20 protein-coding genes are annotated in these 20,400 nt (G+C 73.2%); 11 read left to right on the top strand and 9 right to left on the bottom strand.

From position 1 onward, the window contains the following. Nucleotides 1-137 precede the first annotated feature (137 nt). From BLW04_RS06480 to BLW04_RS06470, 3 genes are all read left to right on the top strand, one after another. Nucleotides 138-815, top strand: coding sequence for a response regulator transcription factor (locus tag BLW04_RS06480; protein ID WP_091537975.1), 678 nt, complete (start codon nt 138-140; stop codon nt 813-815). Further along, entirely contained in the window at nt 812-2,338 is a 1,527-nt protein-coding gene (locus BLW04_RS06475; protein WP_091537950.1) for an ATP-binding protein, read from the top strand. The genes BLW04_RS06480 and BLW04_RS06475 overlap by 4 nt, the downstream gene beginning before the upstream one ends. Nucleotides 2,339-2,597: 259 nt before the next feature. Then, complete coding sequence (locus BLW04_RS06470) at nt 2,598-4,001, top strand: DUF222 domain-containing protein (protein ID WP_371327773.1); 1,404 nt, start codon at nt 2,598-2,600, stop codon at nt 3,999-4,001. Between the two features lie 66 nt (nt 4,002-4,067). Here BLW04_RS06470 and murD read toward each other — a convergent pair whose 3' ends face one another. Together murD and BLW04_RS06460 are read right to left on the bottom strand one after the other, a co-directional pair. Continuing rightward, nucleotides 4,068-5,363: a UDP-N-acetylmuramoyl-L-alanine--D-glutamate ligase gene (gene murD, locus BLW04_RS06465; RefSeq protein WP_091537949.1), complete on the bottom strand. Its 1,296-nt coding sequence runs from the start codon at nt 5,361-5,363 to the stop codon at nt 4,068-4,070. Continuing rightward, nucleotides 5,338-6,657, bottom strand: a complete 1,320-nt coding sequence (locus BLW04_RS06460; RefSeq protein WP_091537948.1) for a MurL-like N-terminal domain-containing — start codon at nt 6,655-6,657, stop codon at nt 5,338-5,340. Before BLW04_RS06460 ends, murD begins: the two co-directional genes overlap by 26 nt. Nucleotides 6,658-6,828: 171 nt before the next feature. Between BLW04_RS06460 and BLW04_RS06455 the strand changes: the two genes are divergently transcribed. Then, the gene (locus tag BLW04_RS06455; RefSeq protein WP_091537947.1) at nt 6,829-7,161 is read left to right on the top strand and encodes a hypothetical protein; all 333 of its coding nucleotides are present in this window, start codon (nt 6,829-6,831) and stop codon (nt 7,159-7,161) included. Between the two features lie 17 nt (nt 7,162-7,178). Here the strand turns inward: BLW04_RS06455 and BLW04_RS06450 are convergent, their stop codons facing one another. After that, on the bottom strand, nt 7,179-7,391 hold the full coding sequence (locus BLW04_RS06450) for a hypothetical protein (RefSeq protein ID WP_091537974.1): 213 nt from the start codon (nt 7,389-7,391) through the stop codon (nt 7,179-7,181). A 180-nt stretch (nt 7,392-7,571) separates the two neighbouring features. Between BLW04_RS06450 and BLW04_RS06445 the strand changes: the two genes are divergently transcribed. Next, nucleotides 7,572-8,561: an LLM class flavin-dependent oxidoreductase gene (locus BLW04_RS06445; RefSeq protein ID WP_091537946.1), complete on the top strand. Its 990-nt coding sequence runs from the start codon at nt 7,572-7,574 to the stop codon at nt 8,559-8,561. A 42-nt stretch (nt 8,562-8,603) separates the two neighbouring features. Here the strand turns inward: BLW04_RS06445 and BLW04_RS06440 are convergent, their stop codons facing one another. Then, nucleotides 8,604-9,218, bottom strand: coding sequence for a helix-turn-helix transcriptional regulator (locus BLW04_RS06440; protein ID WP_091537945.1), 615 nt, complete (start codon nt 9,216-9,218; stop codon nt 8,604-8,606). Nucleotides 9,219-9,433: 215 nt separating this feature from the next. On the opposite strand from BLW04_RS06440, the gene BLW04_RS06435 reads away from it, so the two are divergent. Further along, nucleotides 9,434-10,654, top strand: coding sequence for an MFS transporter (locus BLW04_RS06435; RefSeq protein WP_091537973.1), 1,221 nt, complete (start codon nt 9,434-9,436; stop codon nt 10,652-10,654). Here BLW04_RS06435 and BLW04_RS06430 read toward each other — a convergent pair. Continuing rightward, complete coding sequence (locus BLW04_RS06430; protein WP_254781123.1) at nt 10,626-11,927, bottom strand: C40 family peptidase; 1,302 nt, start codon at nt 11,925-11,927, stop codon at nt 10,626-10,628. The genes BLW04_RS06435 and BLW04_RS06430 overlap by 29 nt on opposite strands. 137 nt (nt 11,928-12,064) lie before the next feature. Here BLW04_RS06430 and BLW04_RS06425 point away from each other — a divergent pair, with 137 nt between their 5' ends. After that, on the top strand, nt 12,065-13,600 hold the full coding sequence (locus BLW04_RS06425) for an MFS transporter (RefSeq protein WP_175483923.1): 1,536 nt from the start codon (nt 12,065-12,067) through the stop codon (nt 13,598-13,600). Continuing rightward, the gene (locus BLW04_RS06420) at nt 13,563-14,564 is read left to right on the top strand and encodes an adenosine deaminase (protein ID WP_091537943.1); all 1,002 of its coding nucleotides are present in this window, start codon (nt 13,563-13,565) and stop codon (nt 14,562-14,564) included. The genes BLW04_RS06425 and BLW04_RS06420 overlap by 38 nt, the downstream gene beginning before the upstream one ends. 261 nt (nt 14,565-14,825) lie before the next feature. Here the strand turns inward: BLW04_RS06420 and dhaM are convergent, their stop codons facing one another. Genes dhaM through BLW04_RS06400 form a run of 4 tightly spaced genes read right to left on the bottom strand, consistent with a single transcriptional unit; the run spans nt 14,826 to nt 17,765 of the window. After that, the gene (gene dhaM / locus BLW04_RS06415) at nt 14,826-15,236 is read right to left on the bottom strand and encodes a dihydroxyacetone kinase phosphoryl donor subunit DhaM (protein WP_091537942.1); all 411 of its coding nucleotides are present in this window, start codon (nt 15,234-15,236) and stop codon (nt 14,826-14,828) included. Between the two features lie 5 nt (nt 15,237-15,241). After that, entirely contained in the window at nt 15,242-15,889 is a 648-nt protein-coding gene (gene dhaL / locus BLW04_RS06410; protein ID WP_254781122.1) for a dihydroxyacetone kinase subunit DhaL, read from the bottom strand. Then, entirely contained in the window at nt 15,886-16,887 is a 1,002-nt protein-coding gene (gene dhaK, locus BLW04_RS06405; protein ID WP_091537940.1) for a dihydroxyacetone kinase subunit DhaK, read from the bottom strand. The genes dhaL and dhaK overlap by 4 nt, the downstream gene beginning before the upstream one ends. Continuing rightward, on the bottom strand, nt 16,884-17,765 hold the full coding sequence (locus BLW04_RS06400) for an MIP/aquaporin family protein (RefSeq protein WP_091537939.1): 882 nt from the start codon (nt 17,763-17,765) through the stop codon (nt 16,884-16,886). The genes dhaK and BLW04_RS06400 overlap by 4 nt, the downstream gene beginning before the upstream one ends. A 302-nt stretch (nt 17,766-18,067) precedes the next feature. Here BLW04_RS06400 and fdhA point away from each other — a divergent pair, with 302 nt between their 5' ends. From fdhA to BLW04_RS06385, 3 genes are all read left to right on the top strand, one after another. Beyond that, nucleotides 18,068-19,282: a formaldehyde dehydrogenase, glutathione-independent gene (gene fdhA / locus BLW04_RS06395; RefSeq protein ID WP_091537938.1), complete on the top strand. Its 1,215-nt coding sequence runs from the start codon at nt 18,068-18,070 to the stop codon at nt 19,280-19,282. Nucleotides 19,283-19,381: 99 nt separating this feature from the next. After that, entirely contained in the window at nt 19,382-19,567 is a 186-nt protein-coding gene (locus BLW04_RS06390; RefSeq protein WP_139306752.1) for a hypothetical protein, read from the top strand. Nucleotides 19,568-19,638: 71 nt separating this feature from the next. Next, entirely contained in the window at nt 19,639-20,244 is a 606-nt protein-coding gene (locus BLW04_RS06385; RefSeq protein ID WP_091537936.1) for an SGNH/GDSL hydrolase family protein, read from the top strand. Nucleotides 20,245-20,400: the final 156 nt, after the last annotated feature.

Below are 20,400 nucleotides of genomic sequence, written 5' to 3'. Positions count from 1 at the left end.
CTGGGGCCCTGGGATCGGATCTCGACCCGGTTCACGTAGCGGTTCCCCCGCGAATGCGACGGTAGGCAGGCGACATGACAGGACCATGAACGTCGCCGTTGGCGGGTTGGCTCGTCGCGGCAGTCAGACTGTCGGGCGTGCGCGTGTTGATCGTCGAGGACGAGAGCCGTCTGGCCGAGCTCCTCGTCCAGGCGGTGGACGAGGCGGGGTGGTCCGCGACCGTTGCCGTGGACGGGCCCTCGGCGCTGACCGCTGCTCGGACCGGGGGCCACGACGTCATCGTGCTGGACTGGATGCTCCCGGGCATCGAGGGCCCGGACGTCGTCCAGCGGTTGCGCGCGGACGGCTACGACACCCCGGTGCTGCTGCTCACCGCCCGCGGTGCCCTGCCCGACCGGGTGGCGGGTCTGGACGCGGGGGCCGACGACTACCTGGCCAAGCCGTTCGAGGTCGACGAGCTCCTCGCCCGGCTGCGGGCGCTGCACCGGCGGGCCACGCCGACGGCGGTCACCGCGCTGCGGGCCGGCGACCTCGTGATCGACCCGGAGACCCGTCGGGTCAGTCGGGCCGGTCGCGACGTGCTGCTGTCCGCCCGGGAGTTCGACATCCTGGTCCTGCTGATGGAACGCGCCGGCCAGTACGTCAGCCGCTTCGCCATCCTGGACGGGGTCTGGGACGGGGAGACCGACCTGTCGAGCAACGTCATCGACGTCCACATCGCCCGGCTGCGCGCCAAGATCGACACGCCGTTCGGCCGCTCGGCCATCCAGACGCTGCGCGGCGTGGGCTACCGGCTGGACCCGGCCGGGGGATGAGCAGCTCTCCGCGTTCCGCCGCCGGCCGGCCGGGGAGGCTCCGATCCCGCGTCTCGCGGCTGCCCCTGCGCGTCCGCCTGGTCGCCGGCTTCACCGCGGCGATGACGATCGTGCTCATCGGCACCGGGGCGTTCCTCTACTGGCGGGTGAGCTACGCCCTGGACCAGCGGCTGGACGCCGACCTGGTGCAGGACACCGACGCGCTGCGCTCGCTGCTGGCCCCCGACGGCACGCTGCGCGACAGTCCGCTGGTCACGGGGGAGCCGGGCCTGAGCGCCTACCAGGTCCTCGACCGGGACGGCCGGGTGCTCTCGGCGGGGGCAGGGCTGGGCACCGACCCGCTCCTGGGGCGGGACGCCGTCCGGGCGGCACTGGACGGACCGGTGTACCGCGACGTCGGGCTGATCGTGCCGATCAGCGAACGACCGCTGCGCCTGCTCGCCACCCCGGTGGCGGAACCTGGGCCGGCGGCGGTCCTGGTGGTCGGTCTGCGGCGCGACGAGCGGGACGAGGCGCTGCGCGAACTTGTCGGCCAGCTCGTGCTTGCTGGGCTCGGCGCCCTGGTCGTCACCGCCGTCGTCGGCGAGCGACTGGCCCGGGCGGCGCTCACTCCGGTCGAGCGCTACCGCACCCGGGCCCAGGCCATCGCCTCCGGGGCCACCGGCGTGCGCCTCGACGTCCCGCAGGAGCGGGACGACGAGGTTACCCGGCTGGGTCACACCCTCAACGACATGCTGGTCGCCCTGGAGCGTTCGGCCGCCCGGGAGCGCCGGTTCCTGGACGACGCGAGCCACGAGCTGCGGACCCCACTGACCCTGCTGTCGACCCGGGTCCAGCTCACCCTGCGGCGCACGCGGACGGTGGCCGAGCACGAGGCGGTGCTGCACGAGCTGGACGCCGACGTCACCGCCCTCGCCGCGCTGGCCGAGCGGCTCCTCCAGCTGGGAGCAGTTCCCGACGGCGCCTCTCCGCATCCCCCGGACGGCGCCCCGATCGGGGACGTCGCGCGCGTGGTGGCTGAGCTGGCGCCCCGGGAGGAGGAGCCGGCGACCGGACTGCTGCCGCCGACCTGGACCGTCGACTCCCTGGCGCCGGGGACCACCCCGGTGGCCATGCCGGACGGACGGCTACGACAGGTCGTGCTCAATCTGCTGACCAACGCCGCCGTCCACGGTGCCCCGCCGGTGACGGTGCGGGTGCGGTCGGCCGGGGCAGCCGACGGCGCGGTGGTCGTCCTGACGGTGAACGACGCCGGACCCGGGGTGCCGGCGTCGTTCCTGCCCAGCGCGGTGGAGCGGTTCAGCCGCACGGACGTCGCGCGGGACCGCCCTGGCGCCGGCCTCGGCCTGTCCCTGGTGCACGCCCTCGTGGCCGGACACGGCGGGGAGTTCCGGCTGTGCTCCGGCGGGGTCCACCACCGCTACGACGACCGGTTCGACCTCGGCTGCGACCACCCGGTCGAGGGCGCGACGGCCACGGTGCTCTTGCCCGCTGCGCCGCCGGTCCCGCCGTCGCCCGCCTGAGCTCGTCGACGGGGCTCAGTGGCGCGCCGCTCGCGGGACCGGCTGCCGGCCGTCGCCGCGCCTCGTTACCGGCGGTCGGGCCCAGGCTGCGCTTCTCGGTCCGACATGCGCCGCGTGCCCGGGCCGGCCCGTCTCCAACACTCATCTGACGGAGTGGCCAGAGTACCAACAAGCCCCTTGACCAGCGCTTTCGTCTTGTGGGTGGAAACTCTTCGACGGCAATATTCGAACGTCTGTTCGTAGCGTCGGGGAGGTGTCCATGGGCGAGTTGCAGTCGGCCCTGGATGCCCTGGCCGCCGATGAGCTGACGTCGATGCTCGGGCCGCAGTTGCTGGACCGGACCGCCGACTTGCTGCGGGCCCGCAACCGGCTGGACGTCGAGCTCACCCGCACGGTGCGGAAGTGTGAGCTGACCCAGGCGCCCGAGCGCGACGGGCTGAAGTCGGTGAAGTCCTGGCTGCGCGGGCATGGGCACCTGTCCCCGGGGGCGGCCGCTCAGCTGGTGCGGGCGGGGCGGGCCCTGGAGCCCCTACCGGCGGTGGCGGCGGCGTTCGCCGCGGGGGCAGTGACCGGTGAGCAGGTGGCGGTCATCGTCCCGATGGCCTCGCCGGAGCGGTTGGCCGCGGCCGCGGCGCAGGACGTCGATGTCGCCGCCGTGCAAGCCGACCTGACCGCGGTGGCCGCCACCTCGCCGCACGACACGCTCCGCGACGTGGTAGAGGTCTACCTGGCCGCGTTGGATCCCGACGGTCCCGAGCCGGATCCGACCGAGGGCCGGCGGCTGAGCATCGCCCGGCACGCCGATGGCAGTGTCACTGGCCGGTTCGACCTGGACGCGGTCGGTGGGGAGAAGGTCCAGGCCGCACTGGAGGCGATCACCCAGACCGCCCGCCCCCAGGGCGACACCCGCACCCGCGTCCAGCAGCAGGCCGACGCGCTGGTGCAGTTGGCCGACAACGCCCTGCCGTCCGGCACCTTGCCGTTCCTGCGGACGGTGAAGCCGCACGTGTTCGTCACCATCGACGCCCAAGACCTCGCCGACACCACCACGAACGGCATGGGTGCGGCGCAGACCGGGTTCGGGGCGACCATCTCCGCCGTCCGGGCCCGCTGGCTCGCCTGTGACGCCACGATCTCGCGGATGGTGATGGGACCGGACGGGATGCCGCTGGACGTGGGCCGGGAGAAGCGGGTCGTCCCGCCGCACATCCGGCGAGCGGTCGAGCGCCGGGACCGGCACTGCGTGTTCGCCGGCTGCGGAGCGCCAACGAACTGGTGCGACGTCCACCATCTGGCCACTCCCAGGGGCCCGCGGCGAGCTTGCGAGTCGTGGGGAGGGGGTGGTCCTTCCGCACACCAAGGTCCACCACGGCTTCCGGGTCGAACGATCACCCGACGGGCGGTGGCGCACCTACCGCCCCGACGGCACCGAAATCCTCACCGGGTCACCCCTGCCCATCTGATCGACCGCAGGGACGGCGTGGCGAGCGCGCGCTCGGGCGCAGCCGTGTCCGCTTTCCATGGACTGTGTCCTACATGCGGCCACGACTGGCGCGAGCACCCAACCGGCTCCTTCGCCCCCGAGGCCGCCACGTGCGGGGAGTGCGTCTACCAGTCGGAGTACGAGGAGCGGCCCGCCGTGCGAAACCGCTCCGCGGGCTGATCGCCCTCATGAGCCGTGCTCAGATGACTGCGAGCACGGCAGGGGCCATCGGCAGCCGGCTCTGCCTCACGAGCTCGCGAGCTGCTCCACAGTCGCGACGAAGTCCGCCGACCGGTCTGCGTAGTCGCGGTACTGGCCGAAGCTCGGGGCGGCGGGGGAGAGCAGCACGACGCCGTCCCCGTCGGCCCACTCGAACCCGGCGCGGGTCGCCTCGGGCAGCCCCGCGCACTCGCGGACGTCGAGGTCCGGCGCGCCGTCCCACAGTGCGGCGGCGATCCGCGGCCCGCTGTCCGGCATGCAGAACACCGCCAGCCCGTCCCGGCCGGCCAGCCCGGCGGCCAGCGGTGCGTAGTCGATCCCGCGGTCGTGCCCGCCGACCAGCAGCGCCACCCGGCGGCCGCGGAAGGCGTCCACCGCGGCCAGGGTGGGTAGCACGTTCGTCGACAGGCTGTCGTCGACGAAGTCCACGCCGCTGACCGAGCCGATCTTCCGTAGCCGGCTGCCCAGCCCGGCAAAGCCCTCCGCGGCCTCCGCGATCCGCGCGTCGTCGTCCGCGCCGGGCACTCCCAGCTCGACCAGCGCCGCCCGTGCCACCAGCGCGTTGCGCACGTTGTGGTCACCGAGCAGGCCCAGCCCGGCCGTCCACGACACGTCGCCGTCCGCGCTGATCCAGCGCACCGCCGGGCCGAGGTCCGCCGACCGGGCCCGCAGCGCCGCGCCGTCCTCGGCCACCACGGCCCGCACACCCGGCGCCCGGCACAGCGACAGCTTGTCCCGGAAGTAGCCCTCCGGGCCCCGGTGCCAGTCCAGGTGGTCCTGGCTCAGCGACGTCACCGCCACCACCGCCGGCCCCACCGCCACGTCGGTGGCCTGGTAGCTGGAGGTCTCGATCACCCACCAGTCGACGTCCTGCGGCGCGTCCGGGTCCCACGGCGCGATGCCGAAGTTGCCGCCCATCAGCGCCCGCTGGCCGAGCCCGGCGACCAGGTGACCGGCGATCGCCGTCGTCGTCGATTTACCCTTGGTCCCGGTGATGCACACGACCCGGTCCCGGTCGGCGCCGGCCAGCCACAGCCCGAGCCCGCCGACGACGGGCACGCCGCCGGCCTCCAGCGCCTGGAGGTCCTCGCGGTATCGGCTGATCCCGGGCGACTTGACGACGACGTCGCAGCCGGCCAGCGCCTCCAGCCCACCCTCGGCGGTGGCCAGCACGCCCTCGTCGGCCGGCCGGTCATCCACCCGCGCCACCACCGGGAGGCCGAGCGCGTCGAGCTTGCGCAGGTTCGCCCGGCCCTCGACCCCCAGCCCCCAGACCGCGACCCGCAGGCCGGCGAGGTCAGACCAGGAGATCGTCGGCGGCATACGGCTGCTCGATGAAGTGCTCGCCGAGGGGGTGCATCAGCGAGGGCGCCGACGGGGCGTCGCCGTCGGCCAGCACCTCCGAGCGCAGCGCCGACAGCAGCGGGCTGCCCGCCCGGTCGGGGCGCTCGGCCGCCAGCAGCACCGCCGCCTTGCACTCGCCGACGTCGCCCACGCACTCGAAGGGCTTGTTCTGCGCCGTGTCGCCGAGCAGCGCCCGGAACTGGCCGGCGAGTTCGGGCCGGTCCAGCGGCTCGACGCCGCCGAACACCGACCGCAGCTGCTCCGGCGACAGGAACGGCGCCAGGATCAGGTCGATGAACGTGCACTTGTCGCACTCGCCGCACCAGTTCGCGGCGCGCCGGGCCGGGTCGACGTGGAAGGCGCGATTGCAGCTGCGGAACACCGGGTGGTACTGCGGCAGCGTCGCGAACCGCTCGGCCACCCACAGCTCGGACCAGGGCCGCAGCGCGGAGAAGTAGTTCACCCCGGGAACGGCCCCGGCGAGCATCCGGCGGAAGCCGGCCTCGAAGGCGTAGGACTTCGAGTACTGGTGGTTGATGCCCTGGCCGGCGACCTCGACGGTGGCCGACGAGGCCGACCACTCGTTGCTCATCACCACCGAGGTGCGCCCGTCGAGCACCGCCGCGGTCACCGCGATCGCCGACAGGATGCCGGTGACCGGGACGTGTCCGTTGAAAAAGCCGTTGTCCGCGCTCTTCAGCACCTGCGGGTCCAGCCGGCGGCTGGCCCGCACGATCGGCAGCCCGGTCAGCGCGGCCGAAGCCTCGATCGGGTCGTACCGGCCGGCGATGAACAGGCTGCTGTCCGGCACCCGCCGCTTGGTCTTCTCCACCACCACGACCGAGTCGATGCCGCCGCCGAACGGGATCAGCGCGCGCTCCGGGCCGTCGGCCACCGGACCTGGGTCGCGGTCGGCGACGTCCCCGCCGACGATCTCGAGGTCGCCCAGCGGCAGGTCGTTGACGTAGCTGAACTCGCCCAGGCCCTCGAGGTAGAACTCGCGGAGGAAGGCCACGTCCGACGGGCTGACCGACGTCGAGCCCAGGTCGATCACCCGGGGCGCCGCGGTCTTGTAGTATGAGACGCCGCTGAGCAGGAAGAGCAGCCGGGCGGCGGCGGGGAGTGCCGGGGCGCTCCAGTCCAGCTCGGGTGCGAGCTGGACGACCTCGGAGAACGACCGGTCGTCCAGGGAGTAGTGCGAGGTGATGGTCCCCGCGGCGGGAGAGAGCTCCACCCGCTCGTAGGTGAACCTCTTGCCGCGGCGCTCGGACATCCCGGCCAGCCTACCCGCCGCACTGTCCGTGACGTGCTGATGACGACGGGGGAGCACGGTGCTCACCAGTCGTGCCGCGAGACCTGGCTGGAGGAGCTCCGATGCTCAAGGGGATACGCGTCGGGACCGCCGTAGTCGTCGCGGCCGTGCTGGTGCAGGCGTCGGTCGCCGGTGCCGGCCCCGAGGGCTCGGGGGCGGGACGACGAGACGACCCTGCAGTTCGACGTCCAGTTCAGTCCGTTCTCCTACACCGACCCCGGAAAGCCGGGACCGTCGGCCGCGGACATGATCGTGTTCAACGACCAATTGCTCCGCGACGGCCGCACCGTCAGCCACGAGGTCGGGAACTGCGTGATGGTGGACGCGTCCGGGCTGTCGAACTGCACCGCCGTCATCACCCTGGACGGGCAGGGCACCATCGCGTTCGCGCTGGAGAACGCACCGCCCCCGTGGAAGGCGCTGGCCGTGACCGGGACGCTGACCCTCCACCTCGACAAGGGCTGACGCAGCCGGCGGCAGGGTCAGGCGCGCGCCAACCGGGAGGTGGGCGCCCACCAGGCGCCGTGCTGTTCCACGAGCGGCATCCGCACCTCCTCGCCGAGCTCGGTGGTGAGCACCAGCTCGACCCGGCTCAGCCGCTGCGGGCGGTCCTTACCCCGGGCGAACACCAGCTGGCCGCTGGCCAGCGGGATGGGCGGCAGCGTGAGCACGGACAGTTCGGACGTTTCAGCCACCTGGAGCACCCCGTGATCAGTTCGGCGACGACGGCGTCGCTGGACGGCGTCGGAGCGGGACGCCCGGTCACGTCCACCTGACCTATCGGCAGGCGGGTCGGCGGCGGCAACTCGAAAAGCGGGGAAGGGCACCGGCGCCGATCGCGTTGTCCCGCGCAACCGACCGGAAGGCGTCTCTCCATGCGCATCCCGCTGTCCGTCCTCGACCTCGCGCCCGTTGCGCGCGGTCAGACCGCGAGCGACAGCATCGCCGCCAGCGTCGCCCTCGCCCAGCGCGCGGAGCAGCACGGGTACCGGCGGGTCTGGTACGCCGAGCACCACAACATGCCCACGATCGCGTCCTCGGCGACCAGCGTGCTCATCGCCCACGTGGGTGCCCACACCACCGAGATCCGGCTCGGCTCGGGCGGGGTCATGCTGCCCAACCACTCGCCGCTGACCATCGCCGAGCAGTTCGGCACACTGGAGGCGATGTACCCCGGTCGCATCGACCTCGGCCTGGGCCGCGCCCCCGGCTCGGACCAGAACACGACGTACGCGCTGCGCCGCGACCCCGCGGCGTCGGAGTCCTTTCCGCAGGACGTGCTCGAGCTGCAGGCCTACCTGACCGGCAACAGCCGGGTGCCCGGCGTCGACGCGATCCCGGGCAAGGGCTCGAACGTCCCGCTGTACATCCTCGGCTCGTCGATGTTCGGCGCCTCGCTGGCCGCCGCGCTCGGCCTGCCCTACGCCTTTGCCTCGCACTTCGCGCCCTCGGCGCTGGAGTCCGCCGTCGCCGCCTACCGGCGGAACTTCCGGCCCTCCGAGCAGCTCGCCGAGCCCCACGTGATCGCCGGAGTCAACGTCAGCGCGGCCGACACCATGGCCGCTGCGCAGGAAAACCTCCAGGCGGTCCGCCGGACCATGGCCACCGGCCTGTTCGGCCGCGGCCGGACGTTCACCGACGAGGAGGCCGACCTGCTGCTCACCCAGGGCGCCGGCCAGCACGTCCACTCGATGTTCACGCACACCGCGGTGGGCACGGCCGACGACGTCCGCGACTTCCTCGAGGGCTTCCGCAAGCTCGCCGACGCCGACGAGCTGATCGTCGCCCATCAGTCGCCGACCACCGAGGGCCGGCTGCGTTCGGTCGAGCTCACCGCGCAGGCGATGGAGTCGGCCGGCGCCTGAGCTCGTCGGACCGCCCGGCAGCACCGGTGACCCACGGCGTTCTCATGGTGGGGACGCCGAGCGCTGGTCGGCGGCGGGCGCCGTATCGAAAAGGGTCCGGAATGCCGTGATGTAACTGCTGGCGTTGCGCCATCCGCACCGGTGCGCAGTGGTGGTGACCGGTTGGCCGTCGGCGAGCAGCAGCAGGGAGTGGGCCAGGCGCAGCTGGGTGCGCCACTGCGGCAGCGTCAACCCGAGCTCCCGGTCGATGAGCCGGGTCAGGGTGCGCGGGCTGGTGCCTGCCGCGGCGGTCAGGATGGCCAGGCTGTGCTCGGCGGCCGGGTCGGCCTCGAGCCGGTCGGCGACGGTCATCAGACGCGGGTCGCCCGGCTGGGGCAGCGTCAGCACCGGTGTGGTGTCTGCGCGGAGCAGGTCATCGACGACCGCGAACAGCCTGGCCCGCTCGTGGAGGTCCGCGGGAGGCGCCGCGGCGAGGACCGCGAGCAGCTCGCGCAGCAGTGGCGGCACCGAGCACGCCGCCGTCACGGTGAGCACCGAGATCACCCCGGCCGCCGGGTACACCACATGGTCGTGCTCGTGGGCGTGCCAGTTGACGCGGGCACCGCGGGCCAGCAGCCGCATCCCCGGGTGTGGGCCGAGCCGGCGAGAAGCAGGCATGGCTTGGCAGATCAGCGGCTATCCGCCAGCGGGGTCACGGCCGAGGATGACTGCGTGACCCCAGTGCTGCCGGTTCCCGGAAGACCGAGAGCCGGCCGTGTCGCGCTCGTCCTGGCACTGCGTGGCCGGCGGCAACGGCGGTGACCGGACATGCCGACGGCGGCGCGCCGCCTCGCACGGCACGGGCCACCGTGAACCGGCCCGGGGTGGCGTTGATGTCGGTGGCCCATGGCGTCGATGACCTCTATCAGGGGGTCGTGCCCGCGCTGTTGCCGTTCCTGGTCGTCGAACGGCACTACACCTATGCGGCGGTGTCCGGGCTCACGCTCGCCGCGACCGTGCTCTCGTCGGTCGCCCAGCCGGCGTTCGGCTGGCTGACCGACCGACGCCCGCGGCGCTGGATCATCCCGGCCGGGATGACCGTCGCCGGCGTCGGGATCGCCGCGTCCGGGCTGTTCTCCACCTACCTGCTCACCTGGCTGGCGGTCGCCGTGTCGGGCCTGGGCGTCGCCGCGTTCCACCCCGAAGCGGCCCGGGCTGCCCGGCAAGCCTCCGGGGACAGCACCCGGGCGATGAGCGTGTTCGCCCTGGGCGGCAACGTCGGTTACGCCGTCGGCCCGCTGCTGGCCACCCCGGTGCTGCTGACCATCGGCGTGCGGGGCACCCCGCTGCTGATCCTGCCGGTCCTGGTCATGGCCGCGGTGCTGAGCGCGCGCCTGAGTCGCGTCCTGGACGGTCGAGCGGGCCGGCGTCGGGCCTCGATGCTGCCGGTCGGCGTCGATGACTGGCCGGCGTTCGGAAAGCTGACCGCGGTGGTCATCGTGCGCTCGATCCTGTTCTTCGGACTGAGCACCTTCCTGGCCCTGCACTTCATCCGCGACCTGGGTGCCTCCACCGGGCAAGCCGGCGCCGTACTGACCGTCTTTCTCGTCGCCGGTGCCAGCGGCACGCTGCTCGGTGGCTGGCTCGCCGACCGGGCCGGGCGGCTGATCTGCATCCGCCTCGGTTTCTCCCTCGCCATCCCCGCCGTCGCCGGGCTGGCCTTCGTCACCAACCGGCCGCTCGCCGTCGCACTCGTGGTCCTCACCGGAATCGCGGTGTACCTGCCCTTCAGCGTCTTCGTCGTTCTCGGCCAGGACTACCTGCCCAATCGGATCGGCACCGCCAGCGGTGTCACCGTCGGGCTCGCGGTGAGCGTCGGCGGCCTGGCCACCCCGGCGCTCGGGGCGCTCGCCGACGCCACCAGCCTACGAACGGTGCTCGCCGTTCTCGTCGCGCTGCCGGTCATCGCGCTTGCCCTGTCCACGCTGCTGCACGACCCGCGGAACCGATCCGACGCGGATGCGCGTCCCGGCCCCCTCCCTGGCGTCCCCGAGCCTGCGAGGGGGCCCGGGCGGGGGTCCTTTCTCAGGCGCTGGGGCGGACGGCGCCGATGAAGCCCGGCCACCGCATCGAGGTGACGCGGATGACCGAGTTGCTCTGCGGGGCCTCGAGGATCATCCCGTCACCGAGGTAGATGGCCACGTGGTGGATCGTCGACGGACGGTCGGTGTCCAGCGCCCAGAAGATCAGGTCGCCCCGCTGCAGCTCGGCGCGGGAGACCTTCGGCAGGGTCGCGTACTGCTGGGTGCTGTTGCGGGCGATGGAGATGCCGGCCTGGGCGTAGGCGTAGCGGGTCAGCCCGGAGCAGTCGAAGCCGACGACGCCCTCGTCGACGCCCCAGCCCACGCTCGGGCCGGACAGCGAACCGCCGCCCCAGGCGTAGATCGTGCCGACGTAGCGCTTGGCGGCGCTGATGGCGGTCTCCACCGCGGAGGAGGAGCCGGCGCCGGCGGTCGGACCGGCGGCGACCACGGAAGCCGGGCCGGCCGAGGCCACCCGCTGCGGAGCTGCGGCAGCTGCCCGCTGGGCGGCGGCCTGCTGCTGGGCGTACTGCGTGGCGGCGGCGCGGGCGCCCTCCAGGCCGAGCAGCGTCTGCTGCGCGGCGGCGAGCTGGGCCTGCACGGCGGACTGCTGGGTGGCGAACGCCACGGCCTGCTGCCGGGCGCCGGCCTCCACCTGCTCGGCTGCGGCCAGCGCGTCGGCCGCCTGCTGCTTCAGCGTTGCGGCGACGGTGAGCGCATCCTGCGCCGCGACGTCGGCCGCTGCGGCCTGCTCCTGCGCGACCGTCACCGAGGCGACGACGTCCGCGCGGTGGTCCCCGGCGGCGTCCAGCAGTGCGGCGCGCTCGAGCATCTGGGCCGGGTCACCGGCGGTCATCAGGGCCTGCATGCCCGGGTTGGTGCTGCCGTGCATGTAGCTGGTGCGGGCGAAGTCGGCGATCGCGGCCCGGGCGGCGGCCAGGTCGGCGTCGGCCTGCCGGCTCGCGGCGGCGGCGGACTCGGCGGTCGCCTGTGCCGCCTCGTGCTCGGCCTGCTTGCCCTGGAAGGTGTCCAGGGCGATCGCGGCGGCGGCGTTGGCCGCGTCCACCTGTGCCTGGGCCGAGGCCAGCCCTGCTGCCAGGACGCCGACCTGCTGGGCCGCGGCGTCCTTGGCCTGCTGCGCGGCGCTGATCTGCGAGTCGCTGGGATTGGTCGGAGCGGCGGCGGCGACCCCGGGGGCGAGGACCAGACACGCGGTCGCGACGGCGACCGCCCCGGCGGTGCGGCGCACCAGCCGGATGCCGGTCCGACGTCCTGCCCTGACCTGTGTCCCGACCGAGCTGTTCACGGCTGCTGCTCCTCCGCGTGTCCGGCGACACCGTCCTGGTGTGCCGGGATGGACCCGCTCCCGCGCCGTCCATGGCGCGCTGGAGGAGTGATCGACCCGAAAGGGTGATCACTTGAGGGCGTGGGGACGATGAGTTGGTGAAAGCAACTTCGGGCGGCGGGAGCGGGCCCGACCCCCGACGCTGGTCGGCCCTCGCGGTGTGCGTCTCGGCGCTGTCCATCACGCTGCTGGACGTCAGCATCGTCACCGTCGCGCTGCCCTCGATCGGCACGGGGCTGGACGCCGACGCCGCGGAGCTGCAGTGGGTGGTCTCCGGCTACGCGCTGGCCTTCGGCATGGTCCCGATCATCGGCGGCCGGCTGGGCGACGACCGCGGCCGCAAGCGGATGCTGATGGTCGGTATCGGCGCCTTCGTCGTCTTCTCCGCGATGGTGGGGGTGGCGCCCACGCCCGGCGTGGTCATCGTCGGCCGGGTGTTGCAGGGGCTGGCCGGCGGCCTGATCAACCCGCAGGTGTCCGGGCTGGTACAGCAGCTGTTCCCCCGGCCGGAGCGGGGCCGGGCCTTCGGGGTGATCGGTGCCGCGGTCGGCATCGCGACCGCCGCGGGGCCAGTCGTCGGCGGGGTGATCATCGGCCTGGGCGGCGAGACCAACGGCTGGCGGCTGTGCTTCCTGATCAACGTGCCGATCGGCGTCGTGGCCCTTGTGCTCTGCGCCTGGCTGCTGCCCACCGAACCGACCGGCGGGGGCCGCCGTGCCCTGGACCTGCCGGGTGCGGCACTGCTCACCGTGGGCGTGTTCGGGCTGCTGTTCCCGGCCGTGCAGTACGACGCCAGCCACGACCTGCGGCTGGCCGTCCTGGTGGTCCCGGCGCTGGCCGTCCTCGCCGGGTTCGTCGCCTGGGAGCGGGGTCCGGGGCGGCGGCGCGGGCACCCGCTGATCGACCTGGACCTGTTCGGTATCCGCTCCTACGCCGATGGCGTCGTCCTGGCTCTGCTGTTCTTCATCGCCTACACCGGGACGCCGCTGGTCCTGGTGCTGTTCCTGCAGGACGGCCTCGGCTACTCGGCCCTGCAGTCCGGGCTCACGGCCTCGGCTTACGCCGTCGGCACCGCCGTCTCCGCGCCGATCGCCGGCCGGCTGCTCCGCCGCGCCGGCCAGAAGGTCCTCGTCGTCGCACTGTTGCTGTTCACCGTCGGGATCGCATCCGCCGCCGGAGTCGCCGCCCTGACCGCGGGCACCGTGGCCCCCGGGCACGTCGCGCTGTTCCTTGCCCCGGCCCTGCTCGTCGCCGGCCTCGGGGGCGGCGCGGTGATGACGCCCAACCAGGCGCTGTCGCTGGCCGAGGTCGACGTGCGGGGCGGCTCGACGGCCGGCGGGATGTTGCAGACCTCCCAGCGCATCGGCAACGCGGCCGGTGCCGCGGTCATGACCGCCATCTTCTACGCCGCGGCGACCGGGGCTGCCGCCGACGGCCTCCGTCGGCAGGAGCACTACGGCTCCGCGTACACCGCTGCCCTGGCCTTCAGCGTGGTGGTCGCCCTCGCCGCGCTCGGGGTGGCGATCCGGGACGTGCGCCGCCGGCCGATACCGACCGGCACCACCGTCGCCGCCGTCCCCGCTACCGTCGACGCCCGTGACCCCGCCGCAGTCGCCGCCCCTCCCGACCGCTGAGCTGCACGTGCACATCGAGGGCACGCTCGAACCCGAGCTCGCCTTCGCGCTGGCCGGCCGCAACCGCACGCCGCTCCGGCACGCCGACCTCGACGAGCTGCGCCGCGCGTACGCCTTCGCCGACCTGCAGTCCTTTCTGCATCTGTACTACGAGCTGACCGCCGTGCTGCAGACACCGCAGGACTTCACCGACCTGGCCGAGGCCTACCTCGTCCGGGCGGCCGCGCAGGGCGTGCGGCACGCCGAGGTCTTCGTCGACCCGCAGGCGCACACCGGCCGCGGCGTCCCGTTGGAAGTGGTGTTCGAGGGCCTGGGTGCGGCGTTCGCGACGGCGGAGCAGCGGCACGGGCTGTCGGCGTCCCTGATCGTCTGCTTCCTGCGCGACCGCGACCCCGCGGAGGCCGAGGCGCTGGTGCCCCGACTGCGCCCGTACCGCGACCTGGTGATCGGCGTCGGGCTGGACAGCGCCGAGGTGGGGCACCCGCCGGAGCTGTTCGAGCGGGCCTACGCGCTGGCCGCCGACGAGGGGCTGCACCGGGTCGCGCACGCGGGCGAGGAGGGCCCGCCGGCCTACGTCTGGTCGGCGCTGGACATTCTCGGTGTGGAGCGCGTCGACCACGGCATCCGCAGCCTGGAGGATCCGGCGCTGGTCGCCCGGCTCCGCGACCAGCAGGTGCCGCTGACGGTCTGCCCGCTGTCCAACGTGGCGCTGCGCTGCGTGCCGGACCTGGCTGCGCACCCGCTGCGCCGGATGCTGGACGCCGGGCTGCTCGCTACCGTCAACTCCGACGACCCGGCCTACTTCGGTGGCTACCTGCACGACAACACCGAGTCGGTCGCGGGGGCGCTCGGCCTGCATGCGGGGGAGCGCCGGCGGCTGGCCGAGAACAGCTTCCGGGCCAGCTTCCTGCCGGCGGCGGACAAGGAGCGGCACCTCGCCGCGGTGGCGGCCGCGGCTCCCTGAGGGCGCCTCGAGAACCCGGTTGACACCTCTCCGCCGACGCAAGAAGCCTGGTCCCGTGCCCACCGGGGCACCCGGATGCGGATGAGCATGCCGCGGTCGTCGGAGCCGGACCCCCGGTCTGTTCACCGCAATTGCGCTGGCCAGGCGCGGCCACGCCGCGGCGTCCTGCAGATCCACCACCCGCACGTCGTCGACGATGGCGCGTCGGCTGGCGACCCGACCACCCATCCCGGAACGCCACGCTGCCGCATCCGGCCCGGCCTACCCGAGGTGGGCCTGTTTGGGCGCCAGGCCCAGCAGTGCCTCGGCGCCCACCCGAGCGCGGTCGGCGCCGCCTGCTGCCACCACCGCGGCACCCACGAGCCCCTCGACCAGCGGCGCGGCGCTCAGGAGGACCCGCTCGCGCAGGTCGTCCGCCAGCAGCTCGAGCGCCGTCTCGGCGGACAGCACCGCGCTGCCCAGGTCCATCAGCACCACCACGCCGTCGCCGGCGTCAGCGGCCGTGATCGCCGCGGAGATGGCGACCGCGTCCGTGCCGAGACCGCCGTCTTCGGTTCCGGCGGCAACCTGGATCGCCAGCTCCCGACCGGGGAGCATCTGCTGAGCGAGCGCGACCGTGGCCTCGGCCAGCGCGCGGCTGTGCGAGACCACCACCAGCCCGACCCGCGCCACGCGCGTCAGCCCTCCCCGCCCAGCGTGGTCACCGCGGCGTCGAGCAGCAGGGCGGTGGTGGTCGCCCCCGGGTCCTGGTGGCCGATGCTGCGCTCGCCGAGGTAGCTGGCCCGGCCCTTGCGGGCGAGCATCGGCACGGTGGCGTCGCGTCCCTGCCGGGCTGCGGTGGCCGCCCGGCGCAGTGCCTCGGCCAGGGACCCGCCCGCCGCCATCTCCTGATCGAGGGCGTCGCAGGCCGGGCCGAGTGCGTCGACCATGGTCTTGTCGCCGGGCTCGGCCTTGCCCCGGGCGAGGACGCCGTCCAGCCCGGCCCGCAGGGCGCGGGCGTACGTGGCGGCGTCCACCTCGTCGGTCCCGACGGCGCCGGCCATCCGGAGGAACAGCGTGCCGTAGAGCGGGCCGCTGGCCCCGCCCACCTTGCTGATCAGCGTCATGCCGACCTGCTTGAGCAGCGCCGCCGGGTCGGCGGGCGGGGTGCCGGCGAGGGCGGCGACTGCGGCGGTCAGCCCCCGGTGCATGTTCGCGCCGTGGTCGGCGTCGCCGATCGCCGCGTCGAGCCCGGTCAGCTCGCCCTCGTGCTCGGCGACCAGCCGGTCGAACTCGCGGACCCAGGCCGTCAGTGCCTGGACGTCGACACCGTCCGCCACCCTCACGTCCCCCACCGGAGGCCGGGGGTGCGCACCGGGGCGTCCCACAGCCGGACCAGGTCGTCGTCGACCTTGAGCAGCGTCACCGAACAGCCGGCCATGTCCAGGCTGGTCATGTACGACCCGACGAGCGACCGGGCGATGCGCACCCCGGCCTTCTCGAGCACGGCTGTGACGTCGGCGAACAGCAGGTACAACTCGAGCAGCGGCGTGCCGCCCAGGCCGTTGACGAACACCAGTGCGCCGTCGCTGCCGGTGAAGTCGAGGTCACCGAGCACCGGTTCGAGCAGCATCTCGGCGATCTCCCGGGCCGGGGCCAGCGGCACCCGGCGCCGGCCGGGCTCCCCGTGGATGCCGACGCCGATCTCCATCTCGTCGTCGGACAGGTCGAAGGTGGGTCTCCCGGCTGCCGGGACCGTGCAGGACGTCAGCGCCATGCCCATGCTGCGGCCCTGGGCGTTGACCTTCCGGGCGAGGTCGGCGACGCCGGAGAGCGGGCGGCCCTGCTCGGCCGCCGCACCGACGATCTTCTCCAGCAGGACCGTGACACCCACCCCGCGGCGGCCGGCGGTGTAGAGGCTGTCCTGGACGGCGACGTCGTCGTCGGTGACCACCGAGACCACCTCGGTGCCTGACTCGGCGGCGACCATCTCGGCGGCCATCTCGAAGTTCAGCACGTCGCCGGTGTAGTTCTTCACGATGTGCAGCACGCCGGCGCCGCCGTCCACGCCCTTCGTGGCCGCGACCATCTGATCGGGGACCGGCGAGGTGAACACCTCGCCGGCGCAGGCGGCGTCCAGCATCCCGGGGCCGACGAACCCGCCGTGCATCGGCTCGTGACCCGAGCCGCCGCCGGAGACCAGGCCGACCTTGCCCTGCACCGGGGCGTCGCCGCGGAAGACGACCCGGTTCTCGTGGTCGACCCGCAACTCGGGATGTGCGGCGGCCATCCCGCGCAGCGCGTCGCTGACGACGTCGGCCGGGTCGTTGATCAGCTTCTTCATCGAGGTTCCTGCTCGGGGCGGCCGGCTGTGGGCTCGGTCCGGCGTGCCCGGTCGGCGTCGGTTTCCGGGTCGGTCGGGATGCGGCCGGCCTCCTGGTCCTCGTCGGCGATCGGCAGGTGCCGGCCGACCAGCACGTCGTACAGCCCGGCACCGAGGACGCCGCCGATCAGCGGGCCGACGATGGGCACCCAGAAGTAGAAGTTGCCGTACTGGTCGCGCCAGGCGCCGCCGTAGCCGGTCAGGAAGGACGCCAGTCGCGGCCCGAAGTCACGGGCGGGGTTGATCGCGTAGCCGGCGTCGGTGCCCCAGGCGAAGCCGATGGCGACGACGATGAAGCCGATGACGACCGGCGCCAGGTTGACCCCGGGCGAACTGTTGCGCAGGTCGGTCACGGCGAGGATCAGGAAGAGCAGGATCGCGGTGCCGATGATCTGGTCCCGGAAGGCTCCCCACGTGCCGACGGGCAGTGCACCGTTCCCGGGCAGGGTCGAGAACACGAACTGCGACTTGATGGTGTGTCCGGGGTCGAAGGCGGCCAGCACCTCGGTGTAGTTCCAGCGGACGATCAGGGCGGCGACGAAGGCGCCCAGCGTCTGGGCGATCGAGTAGGGGATCACCTTCTTCCACTCGAAGCCGCGGAAGACCGCCAGCGCCACGGTGACCGCCGGGTTCAGGTGGGCGCCGCTGATCCGGGCCGCCACGTACACGCCGAAAGTGACGCCGAGGCCCCAGGCCCAGGAGATGCTGTCGTGGTCGCCGAGGCCACCGGCGACCACCTGCGCTACTACGCCGAGGCCGAAGAGAATCAGGATCAGGGTCCCGGCGAACTCAGCAGCCAGTTCGCCGAACAGGGTGTGCGGCTTCAATTGCTCAGGCAAGTGTCCTCCAGCAGCGGGAGTGACCAGGCCGACGGGGCGTCGGTCACGTGGAAGGTAGAAGTGATCCATGTCGCACAGCAACCTCGGCGATCCGACAATGTCGGACGGCTCCTGGCCGAGTCGTGGCCGTCCCGGGAGCGGGATCCGGACGTCGGTCTCCTCGCCGCTCCAGGGCTCCTACGCGCTGCGGTCGGCGTCGCGGAGGAGCAGACTCGTCCGCCATAGCCCTCGACGGGCGAGCGGAGGGAGCCCCGCATGCGGCTTCACCAGGCACGGTCCACGAGCAGACAGGAGCCATCGTCATGGCTGGCAACAGAGGCGTTGCGTACATGGAGCCCGGCAAGGTCGAGGTACACGAGATCGACTACCCGAAGCTGGAGCTGCTCGACGGACCGGGTGTCAACCCGGCCAACGTGGGCCGGAAACTGAACCACGGAGCCATCCTCAAGGTCGTCACCACCAACATCTGCGGCAGTGACCAGCACATGGTCCGCGGCCGGACCACGGCCCCGGCGAACCTCGTCCTCGGGCACGAGATCCTCGGCGAGGTGGTGGAGACCGGGCCGGACGTGGAGTTCGTCGAGGTCGGCGACGTCTGCTCCGTGCCGTTCAACATCGCCTGCGGGCGGTGCCGCAACTGCAAGGAGGGCAAGACCGGCATCTGCCTGAATGTGAACCCCGCGCGACCCGGGGCCGCCTACGGCTACGTCGACATGGGTGGGTGGGTCGGCGGTCAGGCCGAGTACGTGACCGTGCCCTACGCCGACTGGAACCTGTTGCGCTTTCCGGACCGGGACCAGGCGATGGCGAAGGTCCTGGACCTCACGATGCTGTCGGACATCTTTCCGACCGGCTTCCACGGTGCGGTCACTGCCGGGGTCAAGCCGGGGTCGACGGTGTACATCGCCGGGGCGGGACCGGTCGGGCTCGCGGCAGCGGCCAGCGCTCAGCTGCTGGGTGCCGCCGTGGTGATCGTCGCCGACCTCAACGAGCAGCGGCTCGCGCAGGCCCGCAGCTTCGGGTGCGAGACCGTCGACGTGTCGAAGGGGGCACCCCAGGACCAGATCGAACAGCTGCTCGGGGTGCCCGAGGTCGACGCCGCGGTCGACGCCGTCGGCTTCGAGGCCCGCGGACACGGCGACGGCTCGACCACCGAGGCGCCCGCTACGGTGCTGAACTCCCTGATGGAGGTCACTGCAGCCGGTGGCCAGATCGGGATCCCCGGGCTCTACGTGACCGGCGACCCCGGTGGCATCGACGAGGCGGCGAAGGTCGGGTCGCTCTCGTTGAGCCTTGGCACCGGCTGGGCGAAGTCGCTGTCGTTCACCACCGGGCAGTGCCCGGTCATGCGGTACAACCTCGGCCTGATGAAGGCGATCCTGCACGAGAAGGTGCAGATCGCGAAGGCGGTCAACGCCACCGTGATCCCCCTCGATGACGCACCGCAGAGCTACGCCGAGTTCGACTCCGGCGCCGCGAAGAAGTACGTCATCGACCCGCACGGCATGGTGGCCTGAGGGTCACGGCCGTCGGCCCGAGCCCGAGAGCCGGGCCGGCGGCTCCGCCGATGGGGGCCGCCGGTGCGTGCCGGGGCAGTGGGGAGGGCGCGGGAGAACGTGTTCACCGACTACGCCGAGACGCACGGGGTCCCGATCACCACGACATGGTCACCGTGCACCGTCGACCGGGCGGGGCGGCGGGGGACCCACGTGCTGTCGGTCGCCGATGCGCTCGCCCAGTTCAGAGTGAGGTACCCCTTCGTGGATACCCAGGCCGCGGAGCTCTTCGCCCGCAGCGGCTGAAGAAGGAGCCCGTCCTCCTCATCCCGCGCACGCTCGGGATGAGCCTCGGGACGGGGCCTGTTGACAGCCGTATGCGCTTCCTCGTCCTCGGCGACTCTCTCGCGTACGGCACCGGCGCCGGCACCGCCGCGGACACCCTGGGTGCACGGCTGACCCGTTCGCTCGAGCAGGCCGGGCACGAGGTCCGGCTCGACGTCCTCGCCGTGCCCGGGGCCACCTCGGTCGATCTCGCCGCCCAGGTCCGCCGGGCCGTCCCGCTGCAGGCCGACCTCGTCCTGCTGGTGATCGGCGCCAACGACCTGACCCACCAGGTACCCCCCGCGCAGTCGACCGCAGCCCTGGGCGCGGCGCTCCGGGAGCTGCGCGCCGGCGGCACCCAGGTGCTCGTCGTCCCTACCCCCGACCTGTCCTCGGTGGCCTGGGTTCCGCCGGCGTTCCGCTCGTTCGTCGCCGGCATCTGCGACCAGCTGCGCAGCCTGCAGACCGCGGTCGCCGAGGCCGCCGGGGCGGTCGTCGCCCCCGTGACCCCCGCCCTGTCGGCCACGTTCGCCGCCGACCCGGCGCTGTTCTCCGCCGACCGCTTCCACCCCTCCTCGGCCGGGTACGCCCTCGTCGCCGCGACGCTGGCCCCGCACCTGCTGGAGCTGGCCGGCCGCCGGGAGGACGACGCCGCCTGATTCCGCGCTCCTCCGGCTCTTGCGGTGCTCCGCCAGCTCTGGCGCCGTTGCAGGGCCGCTGGAATGCGGGGAACACCGCAAGACCGCGCCCGGGTCGGCACTCATCCGAGATTCGCCTCGACGTCGACGGTCAGCGCCTGATGGTGTCGGTGCGCC

It is taken from the genome of Modestobacter sp. DSM 44400, from assembly GCF_900107175.1.
Taxonomy (GTDB): domain Bacteria; phylum Actinomycetota; class Actinomycetes; order Mycobacteriales; family Geodermatophilaceae; genus Modestobacter.
The sequence above is the reverse complement of the archived record's forward strand: the minus strand, read 5'-3'. Positions and strand labels throughout refer to the sequence as shown.